The sequence below is a fragment of the Pseudophaeobacter sp. TrK17 genome, from assembly GCF_042192375.1.
Lineage (GTDB): Bacteria > Pseudomonadota > Alphaproteobacteria > Rhodobacterales > Rhodobacteraceae > Pseudophaeobacter.
In genome coordinates this window covers 1,915,336-1,928,733 of the sequence record NZ_CP071700.1, presented here as the reverse complement: position 1 = coordinate 1,928,733, position 13,398 = coordinate 1,915,336, and the positions used below count along the sequence as shown (strand labels likewise).

Annotated in this window: 14 protein-coding genes and 1 tRNA gene; 6 read left to right on the top strand and 9 right to left on the bottom strand. The window is 57.2% G+C overall.

Annotation, left to right across the window (positions count from 1 at the left end; all coding sequences use genetic code 11):
- Positions 1 to 119 precede the first annotated feature (119 nt).
- From JZI28_RS09010 to JZI28_RS08995, 4 genes are all read right to left on the bottom strand, one after another.
- Positions 120 to 656, bottom strand: a complete 537-nt coding sequence (locus tag JZI28_RS09010) for a GNAT family N-acetyltransferase (RefSeq protein ID WP_295451761.1) — start codon at positions 654 to 656, stop codon at positions 120 to 122.
- 216 nt (positions 657 to 872) lie between these two features.
- A complete protein-coding gene (gene rpmA / locus JZI28_RS09005; protein WP_122073771.1) occupies positions 873 to 1,142 on the bottom strand; it encodes a 50S ribosomal protein L27 in 270 nt (89 codons plus the stop codon).
- Positions 1,143 to 1,153: 11 nt separating this feature from the next.
- Entirely contained in the window at positions 1,154 to 1,714 is a 561-nt protein-coding gene (rplU, locus tag JZI28_RS09000; RefSeq protein ID WP_295451764.1) for a 50S ribosomal protein L21, read from the bottom strand.
- Positions 1,715 to 1,989: 275 nt separating this feature from the next.
- Positions 1,990 to 2,841 (bottom strand): DUF2059 domain-containing protein, encoded by an 852-nt coding sequence (locus JZI28_RS08995; RefSeq protein ID WP_375699904.1) that lies wholly within the window; start codon positions 2,839 to 2,841, stop codon positions 1,990 to 1,992.
- Between the two features lie 122 nt (positions 2,842 to 2,963).
- On the opposite strand from JZI28_RS08995, the gene JZI28_RS08990 reads away from it, so the two are divergent.
- Positions 2,964 to 3,053: transfer RNA gene (locus tag JZI28_RS08990), tRNA-Ser, on the top strand.
- A gap of 272 nt (positions 3,054 to 3,325) precedes the next feature.
- Here the strand turns inward: JZI28_RS08990 and JZI28_RS08985 are convergent.
- Genes JZI28_RS08985 through JZI28_RS08975 form a run of 3 tightly spaced genes read right to left on the bottom strand, consistent with a single transcriptional unit; the run spans position 3,326 to position 5,646 of the window.
- Entirely contained in the window at positions 3,326 to 4,387 is a 1,062-nt protein-coding gene (locus JZI28_RS08985) for a methyltetrahydrofolate cobalamin methyltransferase (protein ID WP_295451772.1), read from the bottom strand.
- A gap of 3 nt (positions 4,388 to 4,390) precedes the next feature.
- Positions 4,391 to 5,323 carry a methylenetetrahydrofolate reductase gene (locus JZI28_RS08980; protein WP_295452071.1) on the bottom strand — a complete coding sequence of 311 codons (933 nt, stop codon included), beginning with the start codon at positions 5,321 to 5,323 and terminating at the stop codon, positions 4,391 to 4,393.
- Positions 5,324 to 5,349: 26 nt separating this feature from the next.
- The gene (locus JZI28_RS08975; RefSeq protein WP_295451775.1) at positions 5,350 to 5,646 is read right to left on the bottom strand and encodes a virulence factor; all 297 of its coding nucleotides are present in this window, start codon (positions 5,644 to 5,646) and stop codon (positions 5,350 to 5,352) included.
- A 308-nt stretch (positions 5,647 to 5,954) separates the two neighbouring features.
- Here JZI28_RS08975 and JZI28_RS08970 point away from each other — a divergent pair, with 308 nt between their 5' ends.
- Both JZI28_RS08970 and JZI28_RS08965 read left to right on the top strand, forming a co-directional pair.
- On the top strand, positions 5,955 to 7,067 hold the full coding sequence (locus JZI28_RS08970) for a Ppx/GppA phosphatase family protein (RefSeq protein ID WP_295451777.1): 1,113 nt from the start codon (positions 5,955 to 5,957) through the stop codon (positions 7,065 to 7,067).
- A gap of 64 nt (positions 7,068 to 7,131) precedes the next feature.
- Entirely contained in the window at positions 7,132 to 7,863 is a 732-nt protein-coding gene (locus JZI28_RS08965; RefSeq protein ID WP_375699903.1) for an RlmE family RNA methyltransferase, read from the top strand.
- Positions 7,864 to 7,878: 15 nt separating this feature from the next.
- On the opposite strand, the gene JZI28_RS08960 is transcribed toward JZI28_RS08965, so the two are convergent.
- Together JZI28_RS08960 and JZI28_RS08955 are read right to left on the bottom strand one after the other, a co-directional pair.
- Positions 7,879 to 8,058 carry a hypothetical protein gene (locus tag JZI28_RS08960; protein WP_375699902.1) on the bottom strand — a complete coding sequence of 60 codons (180 nt, stop codon included), beginning with the start codon at positions 8,056 to 8,058 and terminating at the stop codon, positions 7,879 to 7,881.
- Positions 8,059 to 8,236: 178 nt separating this feature from the next.
- Positions 8,237 to 9,010, bottom strand: coding sequence for a YihY/virulence factor BrkB family protein (locus JZI28_RS08955; protein ID WP_375699901.1), 774 nt, complete (start codon positions 9,008 to 9,010; stop codon positions 8,237 to 8,239).
- A 253-nt stretch (positions 9,011 to 9,263) separates the two neighbouring features.
- Here JZI28_RS08955 and JZI28_RS08950 point away from each other — a divergent pair, with 253 nt between their 5' ends.
- The 3 genes from JZI28_RS08950 to JZI28_RS08940 are packed head-to-tail and all read left to right on the top strand — an operon-like array spanning position 9,264 to position 13,397.
- Positions 9,264 to 9,920, top strand: a complete 657-nt coding sequence (locus JZI28_RS08950; RefSeq protein ID WP_375699900.1) for an ABC transporter ATP-binding protein — start codon at positions 9,264 to 9,266, stop codon at positions 9,918 to 9,920.
- Complete coding sequence (locus JZI28_RS08945) at positions 9,917 to 12,355, top strand: FtsX-like permease family protein (protein ID WP_375699899.1); 2,439 nt, start codon at positions 9,917 to 9,919, stop codon at positions 12,353 to 12,355. Before JZI28_RS08950 ends, JZI28_RS08945 begins: the two co-directional genes overlap by 4 nt.
- The gene (locus JZI28_RS08940) at positions 12,345 to 13,397 is read left to right on the top strand and encodes a lipocalin-like domain-containing protein (RefSeq protein WP_375699898.1); all 1,053 of its coding nucleotides are present in this window, start codon (positions 12,345 to 12,347) and stop codon (positions 13,395 to 13,397) included. Before JZI28_RS08945 ends, JZI28_RS08940 begins: the two co-directional genes overlap by 11 nt.
- The last annotated feature ends 1 nt before the right edge of the window (position 13,398 follow it).

The window sequence follows — 13,398 nt, the reverse complement described above, 5'->3', positions numbered from 1 at the left end:
TGCTGCGCGGCCCCCTTCGCGAGGCGCTGCGCCGAAATACGATTAGCTCAACGAGCCCCCTACTGGGGCCCGCCTATTTGTCTTTGACGTGCCTTACCTGAAAGCGCCAGCCGCGCCAATCACAGTTTTCGGCTATAGGTCCAGGTGGGCACATTTGCATTGCGGCTGACCGAGAAACTCTCGGCATCGCCCAGATAGTCAAAACCGCAATGGATCAACACCCGCGCCGATGCCGCATTATCCTGAAAGACAGAGGCAAACATGGCGTCATTGTTCAACGGGTTCGCCTGGACCAAGGCCTCCACCGCCTCTGACGCAAGCCCGGTATTCCAGAACAAGGGCGCAATCCAAAAGCTGACCTCAGAATGGTTTCGGTCCATCTGTTTAAGGCTGATGATCCCTTTCAGGTCCTCACCACCATCCGGCGTGCCATCGATGGCCCAGATGTCCTCTTCCTGTTTGCGCGCAGCAGCACGAGAGACATAGGCCTCAACCGCGCCGGGGGGCATAGGATGCGGAATAGAGGGGGTCATGCGGGCCACGCGCTCATCACCCATATACAGGGCAATAAGGCCGCTGTCGGCCTCCCGTAGCGGGCGCAGCACAAACCGGCTGGTTTCAATAACCTGCTGATCTTTCACATTATCCAAACTCATATCTCTGCTCCTTTTCGCAAAGAAATCGGAAACGACGGCGCGTTTGCCAGATTGAACGCAACCAGCTACCTGCAAGGCCATACCCCCAATAGATGTGGGGCGGCTGGTCGTTCATCAAGGCGCCAATACAAAACAATACAGACGCAACCGCGCCAAATAGAAAAAGGGACCGGCTATCGCCGATCCCCTGATTTTTCAAAACCTTGTGGGTTCGGTTTACTCAGCGGCCTCCGCCACTGGGAGAACCGATACAAAGGTGCGGCCTTTCAGGCCTTTGTGGAAGGTGACAGCACCGTCAGTCACAGCAAAAATCGTGTGATCTTTGCCCAGACCTACGCCTTCACCCGGCCAAAACTTGGTGCCGCGCTGACGAATGATGATGTTACCTGCGATGGCCGCTTGGCCACCATAGAGTTTCACGCCGAGGCGGCGACCCGCTGAGTCGCGGCCGTTACGGGAGGAACCACCAGCTTTTTTATGTGCCATTCTGTCTCTCCTTAGCCTTTAGCCAGATCTTTGGCCTGTGCAACCCACTCGGGTTTCACTTTGACCGCGTCAATACCAGCAATGTCGTCATCCGACAAGGCTGCGATCTGGGCAAAGCTTGTCAGACCAGCTTCAACCAGCTTTTTGGCGGCGGCAGGGCCTACACCAGTCAGCTGTGTCAGATCGTCAGAACCGGCTGCAGCAGGCGCAGCTTTAGGCGCTGCTTTGGCGGCGGCCTTAGGGGCAGCTTTGGTTGCGCCGGAGGTCAGGATCTCGGTGATCTTGATCAGGGTCAGCTTCTGACGGTGGCCCTTGGTGCGCTTGGAAGAGTGCTTACGACGACGCTTCACAAAGTGAATGAGCTTTTCGCCTTTGATCTGGTCGATCACTTCTGCCTTAACAGCAGCGCCATCTACCAAAGGAGCACCAACCACGGGGGCATCGCCACCGAGCATCAGGATTTCGTCAAACTGGATTGTTTCGCCAGCATCAGCAGCCAATTTTTCAATGCGGAGGATATCGCCCGCTTGAACTTTGTACTGCTTGCCGCCAGTCTTGAGGACCGCAAACATATGCGTGTTTCCTTTATCAACCGCGTCCTTTGGTCCCCTATTGGGCGTTTTGGCCGATTGGCCACCTCGAACAGCGCGCCCCGGTTGGGGGCCGTATTGCAAAATGAACCCGGCACAGAGAATCCGAGCCGGGATGGCGCATTTGCCCGAAAACACCTGGCCCTGTCAACCCATTATAACCGTGTCTCAGTCGATGTCGCCAAGTCACACCACAGAAGGTGATAAATCACGGTTTGGCGCGCGGCCAACACCCCGCCAGACACCCGGGCTGGCGGCTAGATATCTTCCCCTTGGCCCAGCTCTTTCATACGAAAAGCCAAAGCTTCAAACCGGTTGGCGGTGATTTCAAACTGTACCGCGTTGAGCAGCTCATAGACCTGCTGCATCAAAGGCGTTTCCAGCGCCTTTACATAGGCTTCCACCTCCGCCTCGCTAAAGCCCTGATAGGTATAGGCCGAGGCCGCAAGGTTAGAGGCCCGCAGCGCAATGCGCATCTCCGCTTCCTGTGCGCGCTGCAGCGCGCGCAGGCCTTCGCCATCCAATTGCAGCTCAATGACGCCAGCGGCATTGGCGGCCATCAGAAAGCGGAATTGGATCTGCTGGATCGACTTCACCCCAGACCCGGCCGCATCAATCGCCTTGCTCATCCGGTGATACAGCGCAACACGGCTGCTGCCGGTTTTGACAAGATCCGCAATGATACGCTGACCGGCGATCTGTTTGATCTCCCCCTCTTCAACCAGGTGCGAGGCGTTTTCAGCCACCACCAAGCGCTGGCCCAGGTCACTGGCATAAAAGGCGGCCGCATGGCTCAGGGCCTCATCCTCCAGGGTCTCGGTCAGAATATCGAGAGCCAGCTCGCGCATTTTGTCCTGATCAAACACCGACTGCGACAGCCGCGTCCAGTTTGAGCCAAAGTCCCCAGCGGACAGCCCCAGCATCTGCGGCGCGTCCCCTGCGGAAAGCGCAATACTGTCCAGCGCCACATCAAACCCTGTCACCTCAAGAAAAGCCGCGACCTTCCCCCGTTCAGCGGCCTGTGCCGCAGGCACCAAGTGGAGCACCAAAAAACCAAGGGTAACGGCGGCCAGCGCCAGGTGATTAAAGCGTTTTGCAATCTGTCTCATAGGTGAAATCTAGGCGAAAACTGTGCCAAAACAATGAAAAAATGCCATTCTGAAAAGAAGTTGAAAATCCCCCTTGCACTGGGCCGCATTCAGCCTTAAACGCTCCTCCACCAGACCCCCGCGGAGAGGTGCCGGAGTGGTCGAACGGGGCGGTCTCGAAAACCGTTGAGCCTTCACGGGTTCCCAGGGTTCGAATCCCTGTCTCTCCGCCATTCCCCCTGCATGTAAAAACTGCCTTTAACACCCTAAAAAACGGGTGATTTTGGCGTTTTTGCTGTCTGAGATCTCTTCCAAGTAATTTGCTCTGTTTGGTTCAGTCGTCCGACCGGGCTGAATCATCTCAGTCGCCCTGTTGCTCATGTCTCTTGTGGGCAGATCTGCGCTCACTCTTTCTGCTGGCTCGCCCCCGCAAGGCTCAAAAGAAAAGGCCGGGTTTCCCCGGCCTCATTTGTTGGTTCCAATGTCGCTAGGCAGCTGGCATGGCTTAGCCCCGGCGGCGACGCCCGCCACCACGACCACCGCGACCGCGGCTTTCTTCACCCTCTTTCAGGGGCGCCTTGTTGAACTTGATCCATTCGCCACCGTGTGGGTCATTGTTGGTCAGGAAGTTGGCGGCACGGATGGCTTCCATTTCCTTGCCTGCGCGGGGCTTCATCGAGCCCAGGCCAAACATGGTGACAAAGGTTTCATCATCCATGTCTTCGGGCAGAATGATGCCAGCGGCGGCGACTTCTTCTTTTTTGGCTGCCAGAGCTTTTTGCGTCACGGGCAGGCCTACAGGATTCATAATCGCCGAGGTCATGCCCGCACCCATCGCCATGGGCAGGAAGGCATTGTTGATGCCGTGACGGTTTGGCAGGCCAAAGGAGATGTTGGAGGCACCACAGGTGGTGTTAACCCCCAGCTCTTCGCGCAAGCGCCGCACTAGAGCAAAAACCTGCAGGCCGGCAGTCCCCATGGCGCCAATTGGCATCACCAGCGGGTCAACCACGATGTCATGGGCTGGAATGCCAAAGTCGGCAGCGCGCTGCACGATCTTTTTCGCTACTTCAAAACGTACATCGGGATCCTCAGAAATCCCGGTGTCATCGTTGGAGATCGCCACAACAGGAACGTTGTATTTCTTGACCAGCGGCAGGATCTGTTCCAGGCGCTCTTCTTCGCCGGTGACAGAGTTCAGCAGCGGGCGACCTTCGCAGACCTCAAGACCGGCCTCCAGCGCGCCAGGCACCGAGGAGTCGATGCACAAAGGAACGTCAACAAGCCCTTGAACCAGTTCAACGATTTTCCGCATCAGTGGCGGCTCTGTCTCATTGGGATTGGGGTTGGAGTTATAGACAACACCCGCATTGATATCGAGCACGGTTGCGCCAGCCAGCACCTGCGCCACAGCATCTTTTTCAACCGTGGAGAAATCACCGGCTTCCAGTTCTGCTGCCAGTTTTTTGCGCCCGGTGGGATTGATCCGCTCGCCAATAACACAGAAGGGCTCGTCAAAGCCCATAACGGCTGTTTTTGTTTTAGATTCGATAACCGTACGGGTCATTGTTTATCCTTGCGGGTTGACGGGCTGCGCAGATGCGCCGCCGTTGTTGATGGCCCAGGTGGCGTTGGTCTTGATGCCGCCAAGTGGGAAAAAGTGAACTTTGGTGATGTTGAAATCCGGGTTGGCGGCCTTGTGGGCTGCCAGATCCGCCAAAACTTCACCGGGTTCATGGGGCAGCAGCAGCTTGGTAACATCTTTGGCGCGCTTTTGCAGCACTTTCAATGAGGGACCGACGCCGCATGCGATGGCAAATTTGATCATGGTCTGCAGCTTGGCAGGACCGGCGATGCCAATATGGACCGGCAGGTTCATGCCGCGCGCGCTCAGCTCATTGACCCAGTCAATGACCGGCTGTGCTTCAAAGCAGAACTGTGTGGCCAGGGCCATCTCGGCGTCGGTACGCTTGGAGAATTCCTGTTTCCAGTCCAGCGCCGCATAGGTGTTTGCACGACCGCCTTTGGGATCAATGTCGAGGTTGGGTTCCGGGTGGCCCGCGACGTTCAGATGGGTAAAGCCCGCCTTGTCAAACAACCCGGTTTCCAGCAGCTGCATCGAGGAATGGAAATCGCCTTTGGGCTCGGCAACGCCGCCGGCCAGCAATAGCGCCTGCTTGACGCCAGCTTCGCCCTGGTAGCGGGAGATCCAGTCAGCCAGGGTGGCCTCATCCTTGATGATGCGCGCCGGGAAATGCGGCATGACATCAAAGCCTTCTTCGGCAATGCGTTTGGCGGTGGCAACCATGTCCTCAATGGGCGTGCCATCGATATGGGCGATATAGACACGGGTTCCCGCAGGCAACAGGGCGCGGAAATCCTCAACCTTGGTGGCTGTGCGCGGCATTACTTCGATGGAATACCCCTTGAGAAAGGCCTCCATTTCAGGGCTGACAGGCTGGTCGGCGCCAGGGTCGCGTTTTTTGAAGTTCAACAAAGCCATCACGGCCTCCCATAGTGGTGTCAGGCTCACGCCCATCCGTCATTTGCAATCAGGGTCTTAAGACGATCCTGATCGTATTCCGCTTCCAAACGTTTGGCCTCAGCCTCGGCAACCTCGCCAGCATCACCTTCCAGGGCATAGGGCGCTGCTTTGCGCCATTCTGCCAGGTAGGCATCGCTATCTTTGGCGTTGACCTTCATCGCAGCCCGGTCAATTGCCTGTTCAAACCGTTCTTCCAATTGGCGCTTTGAACCGCGGCGCCCCTTGCCCACAATGACCTGCGCGGGGATATCGCGCCAGTATACGATCGTAACATCCACCATAGCCTGTACTCCTGAGACGTCTGTTGTGTTGTTTTAGTGCGTCCCGTTTCACCGAGTACGCCGGATTTCGACACCACTTGGGTTTTGAGCGACGTTTTTCCTCTCTCTTGAATACAAAGCTGCCCCGGCGCTGGCCACAGCTGGGCAGTGTCAAAATACTCATCAAACATATGAGTTTGTCGCAACCTTTGTAGTCAGCCCCCGACCCCGTCCCCTGTATGCCGGGGGTTATAGCGGCCAGATGCCCTTGCGCAGCAGGGCCTGGCTCCATAGTCTAGGGGTAACACGATAATCGGAGGGCGTGAATCATGACGCCCAGGCGTTCCAAAGGTGCGGGCGCGTTTCCCAAGGTGGTTGAAACCCCTGTACCAGCCCGTCCGGATTCTGATGCGCTTTATGCGGCTCTGGATCTTGGCACAAACAGTTGCCGCATGCTGATTGCCCAGCCAAAGGGCAGCGGCTTTCATGTGGTGGATAGCTTTTCCAAGTCTGTGCAATTAGGCACAGGGCTTGAACGAACCGGACGCCTGTCCCGTTCGTCCATGTCTCGTACTATTCAAGCGCTGCGGATCTGCCAGCAAAAACTCAAACGCAACCGCGTCAAGCGCATGCGACTGGTTACCACCGAAGCCTGTCGGCGTGCCAAAAACGCGCGCGAGTTCATCCGGCAGGTGAAACGGGAAACCGGGCTGCTGCTGGAAATTATCCAGCCCGAAGAAGAGGCCCGCTTGGCGGTGATTTCCTGCGCGCCTTTGGTGTCGACCAAGACTGAGCAGCTACTGGTGGTGGATATCGGCGGCGGCTCGACTGAACTGGTCTGGATTGATCTGTCTTCTGTGCCAAAGCGTGATCGCCCGGCCGCCATCATGCGGCTGCATGCCGGGTTTCACCCTGCCCACAGCCCTTTTCCGTCGGCCAAGGTCGTGGATTGGATTTCTGTCCCGCTTGGGGTGGCCACGCTGCGGGATCAGTTCAACGACGTAGAAGATGATTCCGCCCGCTTTGCCCTGATGAGCTGGTATTTCGAAGAACACCTGGCCGATTTCGCCCCCTATAAGGATGAGCAGGCCCGCGACGGCTTTCAGATTGTTGGCACCTCGGGTACGGTGACCACTGTTGCTGCCTCCCATCTTGGGTTAAAGCGCTACGATCGCACCAAAGTGGACGGGTTGCGGATGACCAGCGACCAGATCGACAAGGTGATCCGGGGCTATCTGGATCTTGGGCCGCAGGGACGTCGTCGTGACCCCCGAATTGGCGAAGACCGTCAGGCCCTGATCATGTCTGGCTCGGCCATTTTGCAGGCGCTGCTTCGGTGCTGGCCCACGGATCGGCTGTCGGTGGCGGATCGCGGTCTGCGCGAAGGCCTGCTTTATGCGCAGATGAGCGCAGATGGTGTACTGGAAGACGGGCCCTTCTGAGGCACGTAAATGTAATTCACGCCCTGCCCTCCGGTTTGGAGGCTGCGGCAAAACGGTGACGATGATGGCAAAAACGCCGAACGGAAAAACCCCTACAGGCAAGAATACCTCTGGCCGTGGTCAGCGGGATCTGAAGGTTAAGGTAAAATCTGCGCGCGGACGTCGGCTCAGCTCTACCCGCTGGCTGCAACGTCAGCTGAACGATCCTTATGTCAAACGCGCCCAGGCCGAAGGCTATCGCGGGCGCGCCGCCTATAAGATCATGGAAGTTGACGACAAATATCGCTTCCTGGTGCCCGGTGCTCGGGTTGTCGATCTGGGCTGTGCCCCAGGTGGATGGGCTCAGGTGGCCGTAAAACGCATCAATGTGATGGGCGAAAAGCGCGGCAAGGCCCAGGGACGCATCATCGGCGTTGACCTGCAGGAGATGGAGCCAATGGCGGGGGCCGAGTTCCACCAGCTCGACTTTATGGATGAAGGCGCTGACGATCAAGTCAAGGAGTGGCTGGGCGGCACTGCCGATGTGGTCATGTCGGATATGGCGGCCTCCAGTTCGGGTCACAAACAGACCGACCACCTAAAGATTATCGCCCTGTGCGAAGCTGCCGCCTATTTTGCCTTTGATGTTCTGCAAGAAGGCGGCACCTTTGTCGCCAAGGTTCTGGCCGGCGGCGCAGAGGGGGAGCTGCAAAAACTGCTCAAGAACAAATTCACCAAGGTCGCCAACGTCAAACCGCCATCGTCGCGGTCAGACAGTTCGGAAAAATTTGTGGTGGCCATGGGGTACAAGGGCTAGGGCTCTTGGTCTTGTTTAGGGCTGTGCCAGCAGCGACCGGCTTGCCTGATCACGCAGTTCGAGGGCCTCTGCGCCCTCGCCTTCGCTTTGCAAAGAAACACGCAGCTTCTTCGACATTTGGCTGGCAAGCCCTGACTTTTGCAAAACTTGTTTTACCAGCTGCGGGACCAGCAGCTTTTTGCCAAACCTTGTCATCTTGCTCTTCCTACCTTTGGTGTTCCTGTGGCGATGGGATAGGATCTGGGTAGGATCCGAGCGGGGCCAAAATGTGGCAGGACTGCCCCATTGTTTCCAATCTGGAAACATGTGGTATTTTTGCACATCTAGGGTTTTGGTCGGCGACCTGATCAGTGATTGATCTGTCTGGGCTGCCTTAGCTTTTTGATCTTAGGTCAATAAGGGCGCTATTGAATTCCGCCCCCAGGATCAAAATCGCCGCGTTCACATAGAGAAAAATCATTGCCGCCATGGCCCCGGCCAGCCCCGCATAGGTGGCAGAATATTGAGCGATGGAGCCAACATAGAAGGCAAAACCAATCCCAGCGCCCCACCACAAAGCAACCGTGAGAACCGTCCCAGGCAAGATGTGGGACAGGCGGTGGACTCGTCCCGGCAGCAACAGGTGGCAGAATAATACCGCCGCAAAAGGCAACAGTGCCAATATCAAGGCATGCAGGCCGGGTGTCAAATAACCTGAAAGCTCCACATTGGGGAAAAAGTCAGCGAGATAATGCAGGTAGAGCGGTAAGATAACCTCAAACAGGGCGGCAATCAGGATACCCACACCGCCCAGGATCACAAAGCCAAGGCAGAGCAGACGAGACACCCAATAGGGACGCAGATCCTGGTCGTGATAGGCCCGCACCATGGCCAGCCGCACCGCATTGACGCCGTTGGAAGCAAAATAGAGGGCAAAGATACCACCCACGGTGATCAATCCAGTGTTGGAGGTCTCCAGCACCGCGTCAAGCTCAGCCAGGATCGGGGTTGAGACAGGCTCTGGCCAGGCTCCAAAAACCAGCTCCACCAGATGATCCAGTTCGACGCTTTGCGAAAACAGGCTCGCAACGGTGCCGGCCAAGGCCACAGTGAACAAAACAAAGGGGAAAAGCGCCAGCATCATCGACATGGCAATATGGCTGCTCATCACCCAGCCGTTCTTGCTGTTAAAGCGGTTTATCGCCAGCCAAAGCGACCTGGTCCAAATATTTGAAAAAATGCCGGTTTTCATATTGGCAGACATCCGTATCTACATCACAAACACCAGTACCCTACGACAAAGAGCGCCGACAAGACAGCGGGTTACTGGACAGTTTCACCTCAGACGTATTCACTGCCATTCAGCGATCAACCTGCCATTTGCCCTGCTGACGGCCATTTCTCGGGATACAGATCAAAACATGGTTCTAACCGTAACAGATGTTACCAAGACAATTCCCCAAAGCGGTTTGCAAAAGCCGATCTTGGATCGGGTGAATTTGCATGTGCAGGCCGGAACCTCTCTGGCGCTCACCGGTGAAAGCGGATCTGGGAAAAGTACGCTTTTGCACCTGGTGGGTGCTTTGGACTGTTTTGACAGTGGCGAAATCCATGTGGATGGCATTGCCCTAAGCAACCTGGATGAAACTGGGCGGGCGGCTCTGCGGCGAAGCAAAGTTTCCATTGTTTTTCAGCAATTTAATATAATCCCTTCACTTGATGTTGCTGCAAATATCGCGCTGCATGCCAAGCTGGCCAAAACCCATGACCCGGATTGGGAGGCGCTTTTGGCCCAGCGGTTGGGCTTGACCGCACTGTTGTCACGCTACCCCGAACAGCTGTCGGGTGGGCAGCAGCAACGGGTGGCAATTGCCCGTGCGCTTGCTATGCGACCCAAGCTGTTGCTGGCGGATGAACCAACCGGAAGCCTGGATGAGGAGACCGGTGACGCGGTGCTGGGATTAATGCTGGATCTGGTTGCAGAAAGCCAAACCGCGCTGTTTCTGGTCACGCACTCCCAATCTATCGCCGCAGCGCTGGATCAACGTCTGCATCTGAGCAACGGCGGGTTGACGTGACCGGGCATGCCCTCCTTGCACTGCTGTCTCATTGGCGGCAGCACAGGTTTCAGCTGGCAGCCCTGATTGTCGGCCTGGCACTGGCGACGGCGCTCTGGATGGCCGTTCAGGCGATCAACAGCCAGGCAAAGGCCAGCTATGCCAAGGCGGCAAACTATGCGCGCCAAATTGACCGGCCAAGCCTGGTGTCCGCCACCAATAACTTGACGGTGTCCGACTATGTCAGCCTAAAACGCAGCGGCTGGAAACTGTCTCCGACCCTAACCGGAAACATAAAGGTTGCGGGCCAGTCCATTGAAATAACTGGGGTTGATTTGTTATCGCCGCCCCCCATTTCTGGCATCATGCCCCCCGAGATGACTGCCCAGGACATGACTGCCCAGGACGGTGAGATCCTGATTTCCATGTTGCGCCCGCCCGGTGGTTTGCTGCTGCATCCTCAAACGGCCCAACGGATCGACGCAGAGTTTCCGGCGCTAACCCTCCATCGCTCGGCAGAGCTGCCGCCAGGACATGCAATTGGCGATATTTCGGTTGTCAGCAGACTGCTCGACGCGCCTAAAGCGCTGACACAGCTCATCTATCTGCCGTCAACGCCACCGCCCCCGAATGCCCTGGCAACACTGCCGGATCATATTCAATTTGAAGCCGCAAATGCCAGCCGCGTTGAACCAGGCACCCTTACCGAAAGCTTTCACCTCAATCTGACGGCCTTTGGGTTCCTCTCCTTTGTCGTTGGGCTGTTTATCGTGCAAGGCACTATTGGTCTGGCGATGGAGCAGCGGCGCGGCCTGTTTCGCACCCTGCGCTGCCTTGGGCTTCCCTTCGCAAATCTTGTGTTGATTTTGCTGATCGAGATCACATTTATTGCCTTTATATCGGCCTTTATCGGTTTGATAATTGGCTACTTTATCGCCGCATCCCTGTTGCCAGGGGTCGCGGTGACGCTTTCGGGGCTGTACGGTGTAGAGGTGGACAACGGTCTGACCCTGCAGCCCGCATGGGTGCTGTCCGGTCTTGCCATGACACTGCTGGGGGCGGCTGTTGCCAGTGGTTATTCGTTCTTCACCCTTTGGCATCTGCCTATTCTACAAGCCCCCTCCACCCAGGCCAGAGGCCAGCAGATCCTGCGCAATTTCAACGGTTGGGCGCGGGCCGGGGTCGGCTTGCTGGGGATTGGCGCCCTGTCCCTGCTGCTTTGGGGCGGGCTCAATGGCGGTTTTGCCTTTCTGGGCTGTCTCATGCTGGGGACCGCGCTGCTGCTGCCATTTTGCCTCTGGCATATCCTGCAGGCAGGACAGCGGCTGACGCACCATCCGCTTGGCCATTGGCTTTGGGCGGATGCACGGGCACAGCTGCCGGGTCTGTCGCTGGCGCTGATGGCGCTCATGCTGGCCTTGGCTACAAATATTGGCGTTGGAACAATGGTTTCCAGCTTTCGGTTGACCTTTACGGGCTGGTTGGATCAACGGTTGTCGTCTGAGCTTTACGTCACCGCCCGTGACGACGCCCAGGGGGCAGCGCTGGAGCAATGGCTGGCGCAGAAAGACCTGCGGGTTTTGCCGATCCGCTCCCAGGTCCTGCGCGATCCGGCCGGGCAGATCAGCATCTACGGCGTGCGGGACGATCCTACATATCGTGACCACTGGCCGATGCTGGAATCGCAGCCAAGGGCCTGGGATTTACTGGCAACGGGTCAGGGGATTTTGATCAGCGAACAACTGGCACGCCGCCGCAACCTGAGCCTGGGCGACACAATACTACTGCCGCAAGGCTGGCCCAGCAACATCCTGGGCATTTATTCGGATTATGGAAATCCTCACGGGCAGGCGATTGTTTCGATGGCGCAACTGCTGCGCAATGCGCCAGAGGCGCCCAACCAGCGGTTTGGCCTGCGCTTAGACGCCAGAGATGTCCCTGACCTGATTAAAGAAATTCAAGAAACGTTTGATTTGGATCGGGAAGATCTTGTTGAACAAGGTAAGCTCAAGGCCGCCTCACAACAGGTTTTTGATCAGACCTTTCGAGTGACCGACAGCCTGAAGCTGCTCACCCTGGGGGTGGCGAGTTTTGCAATTTTCACCAGTCTCGCAACACTCTGGAGCCAGCGCCTGCCGCAACTGGGTCCGGTTTGGGCCATGGGGGTCAGTCGCCGGACGCTGGCGCAGATCGACATCGCGCGCAGCCTCTTGATGGCGGGTTTGACGGCCCTCTTGGCGCTGCCGCTGGGGTTGGTGCTGTCCTGGGCCTTGTTGGTGGTGATCAACACAGAGGCCTTTGGCTGGCGGCTACCGATCTATCTGTTTCCGCTGGACTGGCTGTGGCTGGTCATTCTGTCGCTTTTGGCGGCTTTGCTGGCGGCGCTACTGCCAGCCTGGCGCCTGTTCCGCCTACAGCCCAGTGCACTCTTAAAGGTTTTTTCCAGTGAACGTTAGTCGCCTGCTGCTCTGTCTGAATTTGCTTGTTGCCGGACCGGCCTTGTCCCAGGGGTTTGCCGGCCTCGGGACTGCGGCTGAAGGTTTTGCAATTCCCCATCCCGACCACCGCCTGGAATTTCCCATGGACCACGGGGCGCATCCGGATTTTCGTATTGAATGGTGGTATTTGACTGCCAACCTTAAGGACGAAACCGGCCAAAGCTATGGCATTCAATGGACGCTGTTTCGCAGTGCGCTTGCCCCCGGCGAGACAGAAGGTTGGCAAAGCCCGCAGATTTGGATGGGACATGCCGGGCTGACCAGCGCCACTGCGCATTTCTCAGCCGAGCGTCTGGCGCGTGGGGGCATTGGCCAGGCCGGCGTCACCACAGCGCCCTTTCAGGCCTGGATTGACGATTGGCAAATGGCAGGAGCAAATGACCTGTCCCAGCTTGATCTCTCAGCCGCAGGTGACAGTTTTTCATATGAGCTCTCGGCCAAAACCACGGCGCCATTGGTTTTGCAAGGTGAGCAGGGCTATTCGGTGAAATCCCCCGAAGGTCAGGCAAGCTATTATTATTCGCAGCCAAATTACCAAATCAAGGGCAGTCTCACCCTGCCCTCTGGGCCCGTTGATGTGACTGGCGATGGCTGGCTGGATCGCGAATGGTCCAGCCAGCCGCTGTCAGAGAACCAAAAAGGCTGGGATTGGTTTTCGCTACGGTTTGACAGCGGGGATAAGCTGATGGGCTTTGTCCTGCGCGGCGCCAACGGGGCCGAGGACTTCCGTTCCGGCACCTGGATTTCTGCCACTGGCGAGGTCACGCCTTTGGCTCCGGGAGAGTTTCAGGCGGAACCGCTGGCCCAGGTTGAGGTCAAGGGGCGGAGCATTCCAACCCGTTGGAAAGTCGACCTGCCGGAAAGGAACGTTTCCCTTACAGTTGAGGCCCTTAACCCCCAAAGCTGGATGGATGTTGCCTTTGCCTATTGGGAAGGTCCGGTGACCGTATCTGGCAGTCACAGTGGCACCGGCTATTTGGAAATGACCGGGTATGAATAGC

Coding starts and splice junctions, on each gene's coding strand:
- JZI28_RS09010 (WP_295451761.1), bottom strand. CDS start 656: ATGAGTTTGGATAATGTGAAAGATCAGCAGGTTATTGAAACCAGCCGG.
- rpmA (WP_122073771.1), bottom strand. CDS start 1,142: ATGGCACATAAAAAAGCTGGTGGTTCCTCCCGTAACGGCCGCGACTCA.
- rplU (WP_295451764.1), bottom strand. CDS start 1,714: ATGTTTGCGGTCCTCAAGACTGGCGGCAAGCAGTACAAAGTTCAAGCG.
- JZI28_RS08995 (WP_375699904.1), bottom strand. CDS start 2,841: ATGAGACAGATTGCAAAACGCTTTAATCACCTGGCGCTGGCCGCCGTT.
- JZI28_RS08985 (WP_295451772.1), bottom strand. CDS start 4,387: ATGACCCGTACGGTTATCGAATCTAAAACAAAAACAGCCGTTATGGGC.
- JZI28_RS08980 (WP_295452071.1), bottom strand. CDS start 5,323: ATGGCTTTGTTGAACTTCAAAAAACGCGACCCTGGCGCCGACCAGCCT.
- JZI28_RS08975 (WP_295451775.1), bottom strand. CDS start 5,646: ATGGTGGATGTTACGATCGTATACTGGCGCGATATCCCCGCGCAGGTC.
- JZI28_RS08970 (WP_295451777.1), top strand. CDS start 5,955: ATGACGCCCAGGCGTTCCAAAGGTGCGGGCGCGTTTCCCAAGGTGGTT.
- JZI28_RS08965 (WP_375699903.1), top strand. CDS start 7,132: ATGGCAAAAACGCCGAACGGAAAAACCCCTACAGGCAAGAATACCTCT.
- JZI28_RS08960 (WP_375699902.1), bottom strand. CDS start 8,058: ATGACAAGGTTTGGCAAAAAGCTGCTGGTCCCGCAGCTGGTAAAACAA.
- JZI28_RS08955 (WP_375699901.1), bottom strand. CDS start 9,010: ATGAGCAGCCATATTGCCATGTCGATGATGCTGGCGCTTTTCCCCTTT.
- JZI28_RS08950 (WP_375699900.1), top strand. CDS start 9,264: ATGGTTCTAACCGTAACAGATGTTACCAAGACAATTCCCCAAAGCGGT.